We start from the raw sequence: 15,618 nt of genomic DNA on the forward strand, positions 1-15,618 counted from the left end.
GAGTGTTTCTTTGTTTTTAAGAAATTTAAGTCTTGCAAAATGGCTTCGGAAATAAGTTAAATATTGAATATGAATCACATTTCAATTTCAAACCCTCTTATTTTCAACTCGCTCAGGTTATAATCATAGTCTCCCAAAATACGATTGATCTAATATGAGCACCTCCAATGACCCTTTACACGGCAAAAAACTTGCTGACATCTTGGATGAATTATTGGATTACTACGGCGGTTTTGAGGGCTTAAGCCGTAAAATTGAAATTAGATGTTTTTGCATAGATCCAAGCGTTAAATCATCACTACGATTCTTACGTACTACACCTTGGGCACGTGAAAAAGTAGAAAGCTTATATTTGTATGTCTTACGCCAAAAAGCCAAACAGAAAGCATAACGATTAATACCTAAGCTCAAATAATCTTGTATAGCAGTTTGTGTTTTAAGATAAAATGAAACTGCTGAATCCTTCTAGCTATTCCTTGCACGCAGTATTTTCGCCTCAGATTTAATTCGATCCCTATTATGAGCAATCCTTTTTCCCAGCATCCTCAAATTGGTGTAGTTACTACATTTTCTGAATTGATTCACAGTCATTTCGAAGGTCAAATGAATGCGCTTTGCTGGCAACGCAGCTTACAAGGCGACTTTAAAGAAATAGTCGAAAAACTCGAACTCATTGAAAATATTACTGAAGTTTCTATAGATGATCTGATGGAATTAAAGCTCTCAGTGCAAGGTCATTTAGCTAGAGAAATCATTTTAAATGACATGCAACAATTAACAGCATTTGGTGCATCACCCTCGCTGAATTTGCTCAAATGTTATGAACGCGATGATGAATTTGATTTCATCTCAACCGATGTTTATTCTTTCCATGTCGATCGATCACCCATCGCTACCGATACCTTTTTATGTACGTATTATGGTGCTTCTAGTGATATTGTGCCAAATGATCAAGTCACACAAAAAATCTTAATTCCTCAAATACGAGAGCAACTCAAAGCTTTATACGATGGCCCTGACTCAGAGTTTGATGACTTTTTAAAGGAATATTTTTTTGATTTACATTATCAACTCAAAGACAATGCTGTGCCTGTAAATTTAGGCAATGGTCATCTATGGCGTTTAGCGGTGGATCATCCTACACAGCCAGTTTTACCTTGTGTGCACCGCGCACCTGTTGAAAATGCAGGTGAATATCGGCTTATGCTGATTTGCTGATTTTAAATATTGATAAATCCTGAGTCCATACGATCCATTCTGTCTAATGAATGAACCGTAATTGAGATCGAGCTGTATTAAGGCAGCGGTAAAGCACTGGCAGTAGCCAAATATCTGTTTGTGCTTGGTAGTTTTGTACTTTGGCAAATGCAGATTCAAAACTACTGACATTTTCGGCAAACGTACTTTGTAAGGCCGTCGAAATACCGACAGCTAAGCCTAGACGTATAAACGCCGTAAAATATAAAGACATGATTTTTCCCACTCATTTATTAAAAAAAGTGGCGGGAATGTTTTAGGCTACCCCGCCATTAGCGGGGCATAAACAGGAGGAGGTGTTTGCAGTAAGAGATCAGGCGCTTGATAAAGATTCGTCCAAACAAATTTTGGCAAATATTCAAAGGCCTGATGCGCAATAAAAAGAATCGATTGTTGATTTTGCACAATCAAATGCGTCATAGACGGCAAATGATCTTGATGATCTTCACCGAGTTGCAGATCACTAGCGGTATTTTTGACTGGTTTGCTACTGGATTCAGATGCTTGATGCAACGAATGCTGTGGATTGGTTTCACTGCTGACGCATAAGGTATTTTGATGATGACCAAAATGATAGCTTTGAACAACTTGGGTTTGCTCTTCATGCACACAGAAAGCGGCTGCCACGTTCCAAAGGCTTTGGAACATGAACAATCCGACTAAGACTGTTATCCATGTCGCAGAACGCATATTGTATCAATCAAGAAAATTTTAACGATTATAAAGCTTGGAGTCGGTCGAAGGTCAAGTGAATCTTTGAATTTGTCTTAAAAATGGATTGCCATAGAGATATAACGTAACGCATTCGCTTTAATCCCCTGACACGGCACATTCTAAAGACAATCCATTGGTTCATGATTACGATTTTTATCAGCGAAACTTTTTTAATTTAGTTCGGAATCATTCTTCAACTTAGCTTTTCTTGTCACAACTAAGCCGCAGAGCACCACCAATGTCGTAACACCTAAAGATAATGAAGTTTCATAACTGTAGGCTGGAGATAAAAACATATAGATCAGCACACTTAAGATCACCAAAATGACTGCCCATGTCAGCCATGGAAATAGCCACATTTTAAACGCAACCTCAGTTCCATTTTTTTCGATTTGTGTTCTCAATTTAAGCTGTGAAAATGCAATCACTAAATAAACCAATAAGGCAATTGAACCTGTTGTAGACAGTAAAAATCCAAATACTTGGCCTGGAAATAAATAATTGACTGCACAGCAAATTAAGCCCACTACAGACGATGCAAATACAGCAATAGCAGGTACACCAGAGGCATTAATTGATGTGACCCATTGAGGTGCTTCTTTGCGTGTCCCCAATGAAAATAGCATCCTTGATGAACTATAAAGTGCAGCATTCATACAACTTGCAACCGCAATAAAGACCACACTATCAATAATCAATTTTGATTGAGGGACATTTAAACTGACCAAGACATATTGGAAGGTGCCTAATTGTTGTAATTGCGGTGAACGCCAATCTACCAGTGCAACCGTTATAAAAATTGAAACCACAAAAAATAAGATGACCCGATACAGTACTAAATTGGTTGCACGTTTAATTTTTTGTTCAGGATCTTTTGATTCTGCTGCAGCGATAGACAGTATTTCTACACCAAAGAATGAAAATGCTGAAATCAATATTGCTGAAAGTACACCACCCAGGCCATTTGGCATAAATCCATCATTTTTAAACAGATTTTCTACACCACTTACATTAGGTGCTAAGGGCCAAAACCCCAATATGGCGGTGAATCCAATGGCGATAAAAATTACAATAGCCAAGACTTTTATCAGAGAAAACCAAAATTCAAACTCACCAAAACTCCGAGTACTAAAAAAGTTCGCTAAACTGAGAAGCACAATAAAGAATGTCGCAAATACAGCACTTGATATTGAAGGAAACCATGCATGCAGAATTTCTGCACCAGCGATTGCTTCAATTGGAATAACCAAAACCCAAAACCACCAATATAGCCATCCGATGGTAAAGCCAGCCCAAGGCCCAATGGCTTTTCTTGCATAGGTTGAAAATGAGCCGGTGTCAGGTTGAGCTACAGCCATTTCTCCCAACATTCGCATGATTAAAAAAACCAAAATACTGGTAGTAATATAAGCAAGAACGGCGGCAGGCCCTGCCTTTGCAATCGCAGCAGATGATCCAACAAACAGTCCAGCACCAATTACACCACCAATACTGATCATTGTAATATGCCGATTAGATAGCCCTGCACCCAGTTTTGCAGTTGAATTATGTGTGGCTAAGCTATCATCATGCATCGATTAGATTCCCTGTCTGCACGGTCAGTCGTACAAATCATTATTTCCAAGATCATTAGGAATAAAAAAGGGAAAACGCTGTGTTCTCCCTTGTTTTGTAACAATTTAATCTAGAAAGTGAGTTTTTCATAGTTCTAATCAAAATTTTACAACTCATAATATTGCCATTTTTTCATCTAATTCACTGTTATTACTTATATAATTTATATTTATTTAAAAACTTATTTGACCATTTTCTAGATACAAAATATGGGCTTTTAAATAATCTAACTCATCGCCATGATGCGTAACATATATCATCGGCAGCGCCAACTGTTCTTTCACCGTGTTTAAAAATGGCAATATTTGATCTTTCAGCCTGCGGTCCAGTCCTGTCAGCGGTTCATCTAACAGCAGCAGATCAGGCTGTGACAGCAATGCGCGTCCTATGGAAACGCGCTGCGCCTCACCGCCAGAAAGTTCATGCGCCCGCCGTTTGAGCAGTGGCTGTAACTCAAGCAGATTAGTCACTTGCTCAAATTTAAATTTCGCATTTTCCTGAGCGCCTAAGTTCTCCGCATATTGCAGATTTTGCTGCACATTCATATGCGGAAAAAGCCATGATTTTTGAAAAATCAGCGCAATACTGCGTTGATGCATCGGCACGTTAATCTTCTGCGCCGTATCGAACACATCACGCTGATTCAGCGATATATAACCTTGCTGCGGCTGCAGCAAACCAACCAAATTTTTCAGCAGCGTCGACTTGCCGCTGCCTGATGGCCCCATAATGCCAAGCAGCTGTTCTTGCATCTGCAGCCGAGCCTGCAATTGAAAATCTGCATATTGAAACTGAAAATCACACTGAAGCATGGCCGGCTCCGAGTTTTCGCTGATAGCGCTGTAAAATATAATAATTGGCAATCAATGCGCCAAAAGCCGCCAGCAGTGAAAGGATCACTAAACGCATTGCGGATTCTTCGCCATTGGGCTGCTGTATCAGCGAATAGATAGCAATTGGAATGGTTCGGGTTTCATCAGGAATATTACCCACAAAGGTAATGGTTGCGCCAAATTCGCCTAAACTTCGGCTAAATCCTAAAATGCTCCCGATTAAAATGCCCGGCAATGCCAGCGGCAGGCTAATTGATGCAAATACCCGTAACGGATGCGCGCCTAATGAGCCTGCAACCTGCTCCAGCTGCTGATTAATCATTTGAAAAGACAAACGGATCGGCTGCACAATCAGCGGAAATGACACAATCATGGATGCTAAAACGGCGCCTTTCCAATTAAAAGCCAGTTGAATGCCCCATTCATTGAGCAGCTTGCCGATCCAGCCATTTGAACCAAACAGCACCAATAGCAGATAACCTAAAACCACCGGCGGCAGCACCATCGGCATTTGTAACAGCGCTTCGACTAAAAATTTCAAATGAAACTCATAGCGCGCCAGCACCCAAGCCAGCCCAATAGCAAATGGCAAGCAAAATACAGTGGCGCAAACGGCAACCTTAGCCGACAGAAACAAGGCGCTCCACTCTTCTGGGCTGAGCATGCTTTAGCCTTTCACACCAAAGCCATAATGCTTAAAAAGCATTTTGCTTTGCGCATGGTCTTTAAGATAACGGTAAAATTTCACGGCCTCAGGTTTAGCTGCGCCTTGATGTGTTAAAGCCAATGGATAAATGATCGGTTGATGAGTATGATTTGGAAAAATCCCGGCTATTTTAACTTTAGAACTGATCAGCGCATCGGTACGGTAAACAATCCCCGCTTGGCACTCACCGCGTTCAACAAAAGCCAAAGCCGATCGTACATCATCTGTCCCGACAATCCTTCCATTCAAACTTGATAGCCAACCCAACTTGGTTAGGCTTTGTTTGGTATATTTTCCAGCAGGTACAGACTCCATTTGCCCTGTACATAAGTGACCTTTGAATGCCTTGGCAAAATTAAACTGCGGCACGGCTTTAAATTGCATATTCACCGCTTTAGGCGTAATCAGCACCAAATCATTGCTTAGCATGTTGAATACTTGCTTTGCAGGTATTTTCTGTTTTTGCACCAAATAATTCATCCAGTCCACATCTGCTGAAAAATACAAATCACTTGGCGCACCGGCTTCAATCTGTTTGGCTAAAGCAGATGACGCGCCAAATACCGGTACAATTTTGATGTCTGGATTCTGTGCCTGATATTGCTTTGCAATATCGCTGATAGCATTGCTTAAACTGGCTGCAGCATAAATTTTGACTGTTTCCGCCTGAGATGCGCCAGCAATGAAGCTCAGTCCTACTGCTAAAATAAATTTGAATCGCATAGCAAACTCCTAATGCTGAATAAATACGCCTTGAAGAATTTGTCCTGCTTGCACAGACTGCCCTGCAGGAATCCGAACAATGCAATTAGCTTGCATTAAATTGCTCAACATATGCGACTGCTGTTTAGACAGGCTGGTTAGTTGAAGCTTGCCTTGCTTATCAAAGTGCGCCGACATTCTTAAAAACCGCTCACGTGCATCTGCTTTTAGGTCATGTGTCATGACTGCGCTGAACCAGTCCAGCGCAGGTGTTTGACCTTGTAGGGCTTTCAATAATCTATCTGTATAAATTTGCATGCCGACATAGACTGCAGCGGGGTTGCCCGGCAGTCCGAGTAAATAACAGGAACTGCTGTCAGGACGTCGATATTGTGCAAACAGCATCGGTTTGCCGGGTTTTTGTTTCACTTTCCAGAAAATTTGCTGAAAACCGATGTCCAAGGCTGCCGGCCGAACAAAATCATAATCACCGACAGATACGCCGCCAGTCGTTAAAATTAAATCAAAGCTGTCTTTTAAACGGTTGAATAAATCTAAAACCGCCTGTTTTTCATCTGCAATATGAATCACTTCAACTTGGACGTGCTGCGACTGAAACCATACTAAAATCAGCGGCGCATTGGCATCAAATATTTTACCAGCACGGTAATCTTCTATATTTTGCGCAACTTCATCACCTGTAATGACCACCGCAATTTTCGGATAGGCAAAAACTTCGCAGTGTGAAATACCAGCCATACTGAGCGCTGCAATTGATCCAACCGTCAGCTTTTGACCACGCGCTGCTAAACATTGTCCAAATGAAATTTCCTCACCTGCATCTCGAATATCTGCATGCGGGCTTAAGGCTGCAGTCAGTTCAATCTGCTGTCTATCCGCCTTTACAATTTCTTGCCGCGCTACAGTTGCCGTGCCTTCAGGTATCGGCGCGCCGGTAAATATGCGGACAGCTTGCCTTGCTTTTAAGCTTATTTCAGCCGTTTGCCCTGCGCGGATTTCTCCAATCAGCTTAAATTGCGCGCCGGGTTTAATTTCACCCGCTGCGCAAATGGCATAGCCATCCACTGCGCTTTGCGCAAATAAAGGCAGCTGAATTGGTGAATGCACATCTGCCGCCAAATAACGGCCTAAAGCGTGCTGAAGCGCCAAAGTTTCATGCGCTAAACTTTGCGTATGTGTCTGAATCAGCGTAAGCGCTTCGTCCACTGAAATCAGTCCAGCCTCGGCCCCGCAGCCTGCGTGCAATACGGCTTGGTTCATTGGTAGCCTCCTGCATGCGGAATATCCTTCTGCACATCAAATAGATGCACCAAGGCAGGTAAAATGGCAATCAATGATTCTTTTGCGCCTTGTCTGCTGCCCGGCAGTGTAATGACTAAACTGTCATCAATATAGCCGGCAACACCGCGGCTGAGGGCCGCATAAGGGGTGCGTTTCTGCCCAAAACTGCGTGAAGCCTCCATCAAGCCCGGAATTTCACGTTTTAGCAGTGGCTGTATTGTTTCTACAGTTAAATCTTTTGGCCCTAAACCCGTACCGCCAACCGTCAATATCAGCGGGTATTGATTTTTTTGCTGCTCAATCAAGGTAAGCAGCTGTTCAGGACTGTCTGGTATCACTTGATAGCTGATGTTGCTGAAGTTTGCTTCTTCTAAAATTTCGAGGACATTTTGCCCCGCAGTATCTGGTTTTTTACCGGCAGCAACTGTATCTGAAAGCACAATAATCGAAGCCGATAAGCTTTCTTTTAATACACGGGTAAAATGTGATTTACCGCCTTTTTTCTTTTGCAGTTTCACTTGATCTAAGCATAAATCTTCAGGTTCACAATGCGGTTTCAGCATGTCATACAGCGTTAAACCGGCAAGACTGACCGCAGTCAAAGCTTCCATTTCCACACCCGTTGGACCAATGGTTTCAACCACTGCACTGATTTCGACATGCGCCTCAAATAATTCATACTCCACATCTGCACGGTAGATCGGCAGCGGATGACAGAGCGGAATAAGTTCATCTGTACGTTTAGCGCCCAAAATACCTGCAATACGTGCGGTTTTCAGCGCGTCGCCTTTTTCTGTATTGCCATTACGCAGCAGTTCAATGCAATGTGGCGGCGCATGCAGAATTCCAGTTGCAATGGCTGTACGGTAACTTTCCGCTTTCATGCCCACATTTTTCATTGCTTTGTCCTTATCTTATTCATTTGCATCTGCAGTATTAAATTTGGAGTTTTATAGGTGCCATTGGTAAATATTGGCGTTCAAATGCATGGTCTGATGGCTGTTTTGATGTGCATGTTCACATGACTCGCCATGAATATGAGCATGCTGCGCTGCATGACTTGTCGCCTTGGGCACATGATCTTTACGAATACAGCAGCCCTCTACATATTGGCTGCTGCCGTCCATATAAAACTCTTCTTTCCAGACAGGCACTTCATGCTTCACCCGCTCAACCGCTTCTTCGCAGGCAGCAAAAGCCTCACGTCGGTGCGGCGCATAGGCCATGGCGATAATGGCGGTATCACCGACCTGCAGCGCGCCAATACGGTGTACAACCCGTACATATGACACGCCGTATTTGGCTTGAATTTCTTGTTCAATTTGCCGGATCATTTTTTCCGCCACAGGCGCATAAGCGGTATATTTCAAAGCTTTTACCGCTTTGCCTTCATGGTGATTGCGCACCGCGCCTATAAATACACCTATACCGCCGCATTCAGGAAATGCCTCAATGCTGTCAAAATCAGCTTGGCTGAATACTGTATCTTGTATGCGTGAAATATGCTTGAGCTCCATATTCAGCCTCCCGCCACAGGTGACAGCAGCACAACGGTACTGTCCTGCATCAATGCGGTTTGTCTTGGCACAATGTCTTCTCCCATAGCACAGGCGCAGCGCTCAAGCATGCTGAATGATTCTGGAAATTGATTTGCAACTTGCTGCAAAACCTCTGCAATTGACTGCTGTGCCAAGCAAGTCAGACTCAAATGCGCTGGCAATAGACGCTCAATAGCGCCAAAAGATTCAATTTTGATGGTGATTTGAGTCATCTTTAACCTCCAATCATATGCATGCTGATTTTTCTAGATGGGCTGGATTGGGCAGTTATGGCATGAAAGCCTTGCTCCTTCTGCCAAATATAACTGCCTAATTTTTGCTGCAAAGCCATTGCATCGAGCGGCATTAACTCTGTTGTTTTACTGCTTTTCAGCTGCTGAATTTCATGGCTGAGATTTAAACCTTTTCGGGCAAACAGGCAGTTAAAAAACTCGCCTTGCGCATTCAGTCTCAAACGGTCGCAGCTGCCGCAAAAAGAATTGCTGATGGTTGAAATAATGCCTATAGGCAAGCCGTTGATTAAGTATGATCTGGCTGGCGATGTGCCTTGACCGTGCAGTGTTTGCACTTCAAAAACAGTATTGAGTTTATCCAGTATGTCTTGTTCGGTAACGACCGCAGCTTTAGACCAGTTTTGATCACCATCCAGCGGCATAAACTCGATAAACCGCAGTTCGAAACCTTGTTGCAGCGCCCATTTTGTTAATGGAATGATTTGCTGTTCATTTAGAGCTTTCATTAACACGGTATTGATTTTTATTTCAAAGCCCGCTTGCTGAGCCGCTTCAATCCCGTCTAGTACAGGCTGTAATTGTTTTTGTGTCAGCTGGAAAAATTGCGCTTCATCCAAACTGTCCAAGCTGATATTTATGCCATCTAGGCCAGCTTGTTTTAGGGCCTGTGCATATTGCTTCAGATAATGTCCATTGGTGGTCATGGAAATACGTTTAAGGCCTAGCTTTCTGAGGTGCTGCAGCTGTTCAATAAAATGTACAACGCCTTGACGCATGAGCGGTTCACCGCCGGTGATCCGGATTTGATCAATCCCGCGCAGCACCATAAACTCACAAAAATTGTAAAGTGATTCAAAACTAAGAAGATTATGTTTTTTCATCCATTCAGGATGTTCAGGCATACAATAGACACATTTAAAATTACAGCGGTCTGTCACTGAAATGCGCAATTTGCGTTTTTCACGGCCAAACTGATCCTTAAAAATGGTCGCTGGCTGTAATTGTGTCATGCTGTTCATGTTTATCTTCCATGGTGCTGTCATTTGCCCTGTCTTAGCTCAGTACAAATTTTGCGCCCTCTTTTCTTGCAGTAAAAATTGCAAGAAGTGTTCCAACTTTGCGCTTTTTTAAATATTTATTTCAGAGGATTTGGTTTGTTTTTTTGACAGACAAAATCAATAACTTATAAATAACTAATAGCAATTAAAAATATAAATTGCCGTTAAGCCCATTATCTAAGGTATAAAAGCAGTCTGTTTTATCTCTAGATATCATGCTCAAAAGCTTCATATTGGCTGTAGATTTTCTCTCTGGGTTCAAAAACAGCACATTAGGCTCATTATTTGAAATGAAAGCTCCGCAAAAGGTACAGCTTTTAGAGAAAATTCAGCTGACGGTGCTGCTGCAGCTCATCTAGAGAGTTAATGCTGTGAAAAAAGAGTGCATTATTTTGAAAACGTGCAACTTGCATGTGCATTTTACTAAAACACCCCTTCAAACTGCGCTGTTTTTGATCAAGATGGGCTTGCAGCATTGTGAGACTGCTTCGTTTCAGCAAACAAAATGGATACAGCGCTTTGCCATTAATTTCTACAACTGCCACTTCACACAAGGGATCCCGCTGCATGGCCTGATGCAATCTCGAAAGCACTTTCTTCGGGATATAGGTCACATCGCACGGGACAAACAAAACATAATCAGACTCAACATGTGACCACGCGCTTTTCATCCCCATCAATGGCCCTAAAAATCCGGCTTCATCATCTTGATAAAAGCGGATCGAGGGAATGAGCCGTTTATAAATCGAATGATCGCGATGGCTGTTGATCCAGACATTTTCAGCCCGTGATTTCAACTGCTGATGGATCTTAATCAGCTGAATTTCATTATCAAATTTTTGCAGCACTTTATTCATGCCGTTCATTCTGCGGGCCTGACCGCCCGCCAAAATAACCAAGTCTGTTTCTGGATAGCCTATTGATTTGGTGATTTTCTTCATCATTCTGCGTACTCCGTCTGACAGGCTTTAATTAAGCCTCGAATTTCTGATAAGCACGAACCGCAATTGCCGCCAGCCTTTAAACATGTAGTAACTTGTTTTTCATGGGTAATATTCTTTTCTTTAATGGTTTCGATAATGGTATTTTTACCGACTTTAAAGCAGCTGCACACCAGCGGACCTGCACTGTTGGTCATGTTCATCGGCTGACCTGCAAGCAGCGCTTTGCGGTGCATTGCGCTTAGTCGTTCACGCTTAAACATGCCAGCAATCCAATCACGGTCTGGCAGCATAGAGCGTTGCGCAATATATAGACTGGCAATTAAATGCCCATCTTGCAGCACCACGGTATGACTCAAATCGGCAGTTTGATCTTCCAAATTCAGCCATTCAAAGCTTTCATCGGTAAATGGCAGTAATGTTTTCAGCTGCTGAACCGTGTTTCTAAATTTTTTACGATCTGCCAACTCATAACGTGTCGCTTTCGCTGTTTTAATTTTGGTCCACCACACCGTGTTTTGAATGGTGGTTTGCACCATTTGCTCAAAGCCGTCACGTACATACAGTACACCTTGCCACTGTGTATAAAACGGCTGTACAAATACAGGTGTATGTTTAAATTCAGGCTCACCAGATAGTGCATCGACCACAGGATTCACCACTTTGCCAATACGCGCATCCGATGCGACTTGGTCATTCCAATGAATTGGCGCAAAAATTTGACCGCGTCGAATTTTACTGCTGACCTGTGCACGTAAAATACATAAGCCCCAGTTAGATTTCACCTCAACCAGTTCACCATCTTTAACACCAAACTTCAGTGCATCTTGCGGGTGTATTTCACAAAATGGTTCGGCGATATGTGTACTCAAGTTTGCAGATAAACCCGTACGGCTCATGGTGTGCCATTGATCACGAATACGGCCTGTGTTTAAAATTAAAGGATATTCGCCACAGACCTGATGCACAGGGTTAATTGCGGCTGTCGCCACAAATTTAGCTTTGGCATCCGCATGGCTGAATTGGCCTTGGGCAAACAAACGGCTAACAGCATCATCGGCTTGATCAGCTTGCCATACAGGCCATTGGGTTGGCGCAAATTGGTTATAATCTTCTAAACTTAATTCAGTTAGGCCTTGAAGATTAAAATAACGAAAATGCTCTGCCGAAGCTCTTTGCGCTAAGGGTACATTTTTATACGCAGATAATTTTGCATGTTCTATAAATATCTCATGACTATTTTTAAAGTCAAAACCTGAAAACCCCATCTTTTTCGCAACTTGTGCAATAGACCACCAGTCTGCTCTGGCTTCACCCGGTGCATCTAAAAAAGCAGTTTGACGTGAAATACGGCGTTCAGAATTGGTAACGGTTCCGTCTTTTTCACCCCAGCCCAATGCAGGTAAAAGCACATCTGCATATATTGCTGTGTCTGTGTCTTTGCAAATATCCGACACCACTACAAACTCGCATTGCTCTAAGGCGCGTTTGACTTGATCTGCATCTGGCAAGCTAACTACAGGATTAGTAGCCATAATCCAGATGACTTTTATTTTGCCGCTTTCTACAGCCTGAAACAGATCAACTGCTTTTAATCCCGCTTTATTGGCAATAAATGGACTTTGCCAAAACGCTTGTACTAATGCCTGATGCGCCGAGTTATCGACATCTAAGTGCGCTGCCAGCATATTGGCTAAACCGCCAACTTCACGCCCACCCATTGCATTGGGCTGACCTGTCATTGAAAACGGCGCCGCGCCTAATTTTCCGATTTTGCCAGTCAGCAAATGGCAGTTAATAATACTGTTGGCTTTGTCTACACCGCGCGAAGACTGATTAACCCCCATAGAAAATAGCGACATAACTTTGTCAGTTTGCGCAAATTTTTCAAAAAATAGCTGTAATTTTTCTAAAGAAATACCTGTGCGCTCAGCAACTGCTGTCATAGAAGCTTCTGTTTTACTTTGCTCCAGCGCTTGCGCTAAACCTTGAGTATGTTTGGCGATAAAATCTACATCACCATGGTTGTTTTGTACTAGATACTGCAGCAAACCGTTGAACAGTGCGACATCTTGCCCCGGTAAAATTGGCAAATGCAAATCTGCAGCCTCACAGGTACTGGTAAAGCGCGGATCAATGACCACCACGAACAAATCACGTTCTTCTTTGGCTTTCATAATGCGCTGATACAGCACGGGATGGCACCATGCTGTATTGGATCCGACCAACACCACCATCTCTGTATGCTCAAAGTCTTCATAGCTTGCTGGTACAAGGTCTTCACCAAATGCACGCTTATGTGCCGCCACAGCCGATGACATGCAAAGCCGTGAATTGGTGTCAATATTTGCAGTACCTAAATAGCCTTTGACAAATTTGTTAACGGCATAGTAATCCTCCGTCAGCAGTTGGCCCGACACATAAAAAGCGATGCTTTCACGTCCGTAAAGATCTATACATTGCTGAAATTTTTCGGCAATCAGTGCTGTTGCTGTGTTCCAATCTGTAGCCTGACGAGTATGAAATGGTGATGTTTGACGCCCAAGCATCGGCTGTAAAACACGTGTTTCTAATCCAATCGTATCGGCTAAGTTACTGCCTTTAATGCACAGCTTGCCATAGTTTGATGGATGGTTCGCATCGCCAGTCACGCTCACTTTTTGCCCTAAAGCTGTCTGTTCAACTGTTGCGCTCACGCCGCAGCCGACACCGCAATATGGACAAGTGGTTTGCGTTGTTTTAATTTTATTTTCTGTGGAGCTATGCAGTTCCACTATCGGGATGCTATTCACTTCTGCTGGCTCCTTTTCCAATTCTAACGAGGTATTGCAATAATTTTTAATATTAGACTACTTGCATAAGTAGATTTTTAATCAACACTTAATTCATATAGGAAGTTCCCTCTCCTTTTAAAGGATGAGGAACATAGTTCCGCAAGTGGGAGAGGATTTATATGAAAAGCCCCCTCATCCTAACCTTCTCCCAGTGGGAGAAGGGACTTTCAAAATTAAAGACGCATCACCCTGCTTTCTTTAATGCAAAATCCTTACCAAACAGCAATTTGTTTCGGATACTTGAAATTGGAGTTTGATCTGAAATCAATTCTGCATACCATGCACCGTCTTCAGTATCGCCAAACAGCACAGCGCCAATCACTCTATCTTTTTGAATAATAATGCGTTTATAAATCTGACGTTTTTCATCATTCAAAATAATGTCTTCAAAATCTTCTAACGGTTCAAAGTTGCCTGCAGAAAAAACATCACAGCCGCTGACTTTTAACTGCGTCGGAACCGTAGGCGCTTTGAAGGTTAAGCTGCCATGTTCGGCCAAATGCGATGCACAGATGAATGCCTGTCCCCAAAGCGGTTCAACTAAACCAAAGGTTTGGCTTCGGTGTTCAATACATTCACCCACCGCATAAATACTCGGATCAAAAGTTTGCATGGTGTCATTCACCATGACACCGCGGCCGCAGCGCAGTCCTGCACTTTGCGCAAGCTCAATATTCGGACGAATACCCACCGCAAAAACCACAAGATCTGCATTTAAAACAGTACCGTCTTGCAAACGCAGCTGCTTCACATGGCCATCTTCACCCATCAACTCTTGGGTATTTGCTGCGGTCATGATTTTTATACCTTTTTGTTCAATCGCATGATTGAGCATTAAGCTGGCTTTTTCATCTAACTGACGGTCCATAATACGATCCATCAAATGCAGTACGGTAACATTCATGCCACGCTGTTTCAGGCCATACGCAGCCTCTAGGCCAAGTAAACCGCCGCCAATCACCACTGCATTTTGCTTAGATTTACAGTAATCCAGCATGCGGTTTACATCATAAATATCACGGAAGCTGAGAACACCTTTTAAGTCAGTTCCCGGTATAGGCGGAATAAATGGCTTAGAACCTGTCGCTAAAATCAGACGGTCATAATCGATGACCAAGCCTTTTTCTGTGTATACCTGCTTGCGCGGACGGTCTATGCGTACCGCCGCATCACCTGCTACAAAACGAATATTTTTGTCTTTATACCAAGCATGTGAATGCAGCATGATATCTTCAATGGTTTTATCACCTGAAAGCACAGGTGAAAGCATAATTCGGTTGTAATTACCCCAAGGTTCTTCACCAATGACCGTAATTTCATAACGCTCTGGCGCCATATCCAGCAGATCTTCTAAGCAACGCATACCTGCTAAGCCATTGCCGACCAAAACCAGTTTCATCAACTCAGACGATGGCGCGTTATTGGTAATATAGGTTTTTTGAGCAGTTGGACTAATCAGCACACGGCCATTTTCAATTTTGCTTGGAAAAACCAAGAGTTTTTGGTCTTTATCTTCTAAGCAGCGTCCAGTAGCAAGGCTGAAATGCTGTTTATAAATGGGTGATGCCACAACACGCTCACCCTGCAAGTCACCAATAATACCGCGGGACATAACATAGGCTTGGCTAAATGGGTCCTGATTGCTCAGCGCATAAACCCGCTTTTCTTCACCGACACGGAATATCGCAATTTGCTGATTTTCAATCAGTGCGCCCACACCTGTATTTGGCGTAATATCATCTAATGCACAAACATCAAACCAGTCTAAATCATTTATTTCTTTTAAAATTGTCATATTCTTGATCCTTTTTAAACTTCTTTTAGATCACTATCTTTTCATTTTCGCCTTAGCGAGAAACCGAATA

At 42.8% G+C, this 15,618-nt stretch carries 16 protein-coding genes; 2 read left to right on the top strand and 14 right to left on the bottom strand.

Annotation, left to right across the window (positions count from 1 at the left end):
- The first annotated feature begins 154 nt into the window (after positions 1-154).
- Positions 155-391 carry a VF530 family DNA-binding protein gene (locus FTU80_RS10345; protein ID WP_078193741.1) on the top strand — a complete coding sequence of 79 codons (237 nt, stop codon included), beginning with the start codon at positions 155-157 and terminating at the stop codon, positions 389-391.
- A 128-nt stretch (positions 392-519) separates the two neighbouring features.
- A complete protein-coding gene (locus FTU80_RS10350; RefSeq protein WP_180084978.1) occupies positions 520-1,218 on the top strand; it encodes a DUF1826 domain-containing protein in 699 nt (232 codons plus the stop codon).
- A gap of 43 nt (positions 1,219-1,261) precedes the next feature.
- On the opposite strand, the gene FTU80_RS10355 is transcribed toward FTU80_RS10350, so the two are convergent.
- From FTU80_RS10355 to nirD, 14 genes are all read right to left on the bottom strand, one after another.
- The gene (locus tag FTU80_RS10355; RefSeq protein WP_180084979.1) at positions 1,262-1,471 is read right to left on the bottom strand and encodes a hypothetical protein; all 210 of its coding nucleotides are present in this window, start codon (positions 1,469-1,471) and stop codon (positions 1,262-1,264) included.
- Between the two features lie 47 nt (positions 1,472-1,518).
- On the bottom strand, positions 1,519-1,947 hold the full coding sequence (locus FTU80_RS10360) for a cation efflux protein, CzcI-like (protein WP_218949034.1): 429 nt from the start codon (positions 1,945-1,947) through the stop codon (positions 1,519-1,521).
- A 194-nt stretch (positions 1,948-2,141) separates the two neighbouring features.
- Entirely contained in the window at positions 2,142-3,545 is a 1,404-nt protein-coding gene (locus FTU80_RS10365; RefSeq protein ID WP_180084980.1) for an amino acid permease, read from the bottom strand.
- A 213-nt stretch (positions 3,546-3,758) separates the two neighbouring features.
- A complete protein-coding gene (locus FTU80_RS10370) occupies positions 3,759-4,397 on the bottom strand; it encodes an ATP-binding cassette domain-containing protein (RefSeq protein WP_180079119.1) in 639 nt (212 codons plus the stop codon).
- Complete coding sequence (modB, locus tag FTU80_RS10375; protein WP_180009449.1) at positions 4,384-5,082, bottom strand: molybdate ABC transporter permease subunit; 699 nt, start codon at positions 5,080-5,082, stop codon at positions 4,384-4,386. The genes FTU80_RS10370 and modB overlap by 14 nt, the downstream gene beginning before the upstream one ends.
- Before the next feature lie 3 nt (positions 5,083-5,085).
- Positions 5,086-5,847, bottom strand: coding sequence for a molybdate ABC transporter substrate-binding protein (gene modA / locus FTU80_RS10380; protein ID WP_180084981.1), 762 nt, complete (start codon positions 5,845-5,847; stop codon positions 5,086-5,088).
- Positions 5,848-5,856: 9 nt separating this feature from the next.
- Complete coding sequence (locus FTU80_RS10385) at positions 5,857-7,107, bottom strand: molybdopterin molybdotransferase MoeA (protein WP_180084982.1); 1,251 nt, start codon at positions 7,105-7,107, stop codon at positions 5,857-5,859.
- Complete coding sequence (moaCB, locus tag FTU80_RS10390; RefSeq protein WP_180084983.1) at positions 7,104-8,027, bottom strand: bifunctional molybdenum cofactor biosynthesis protein MoaC/MoaB; 924 nt, start codon at positions 8,025-8,027, stop codon at positions 7,104-7,106. Before moaCB ends, FTU80_RS10385 begins: the two co-directional genes overlap by 4 nt.
- Before the next feature lie 51 nt (positions 8,028-8,078).
- Positions 8,079-8,645: a molybdenum cofactor biosynthesis protein MoaE gene (locus FTU80_RS10395; protein WP_180084984.1), complete on the bottom strand. Its 567-nt coding sequence runs from the start codon at positions 8,643-8,645 to the stop codon at positions 8,079-8,081.
- A 2-nt stretch (positions 8,646-8,647) separates the two neighbouring features.
- Positions 8,648-8,899, bottom strand: a complete 252-nt coding sequence (locus tag FTU80_RS10400; protein WP_180084985.1) for a MoaD/ThiS family protein — start codon at positions 8,897-8,899, stop codon at positions 8,648-8,650.
- Positions 8,900-8,901: 2 nt separating this feature from the next.
- On the bottom strand, positions 8,902-9,939 hold the full coding sequence (moaA, locus tag FTU80_RS10405; protein WP_180023673.1) for a GTP 3',8-cyclase MoaA: 1,038 nt from the start codon (positions 9,937-9,939) through the stop codon (positions 8,902-8,904).
- Between the two features lie 356 nt (positions 9,940-10,295).
- On the bottom strand, positions 10,296-10,919 hold the full coding sequence (locus FTU80_RS10410; protein WP_373685210.1) for a molybdenum cofactor guanylyltransferase: 624 nt from the start codon (positions 10,917-10,919) through the stop codon (positions 10,296-10,298).
- Entirely contained in the window at positions 10,919-13,711 is a 2,793-nt protein-coding gene (locus tag FTU80_RS10415) for a nitrate reductase (RefSeq protein WP_180084987.1), read from the bottom strand. Before FTU80_RS10415 ends, FTU80_RS10410 begins: the two co-directional genes overlap by 1 nt.
- 226 nt (positions 13,712-13,937) lie before the next feature.
- Positions 13,938-15,548 (bottom strand): nitrite reductase small subunit NirD, encoded by a 1,611-nt coding sequence (gene nirD / locus FTU80_RS10420; RefSeq protein WP_180084988.1) that lies wholly within the window; start codon positions 15,546-15,548, stop codon positions 13,938-13,940.
- Between the last annotated feature and the right edge of the window lie 70 nt (positions 15,549-15,618).

Source organism: Acinetobacter sp. YH12145, assembly GCF_013418335.1.
GTDB classification, from domain to species: Bacteria; Pseudomonadota; Gammaproteobacteria; order Pseudomonadales; family Moraxellaceae; genus Acinetobacter; species Acinetobacter amyesii.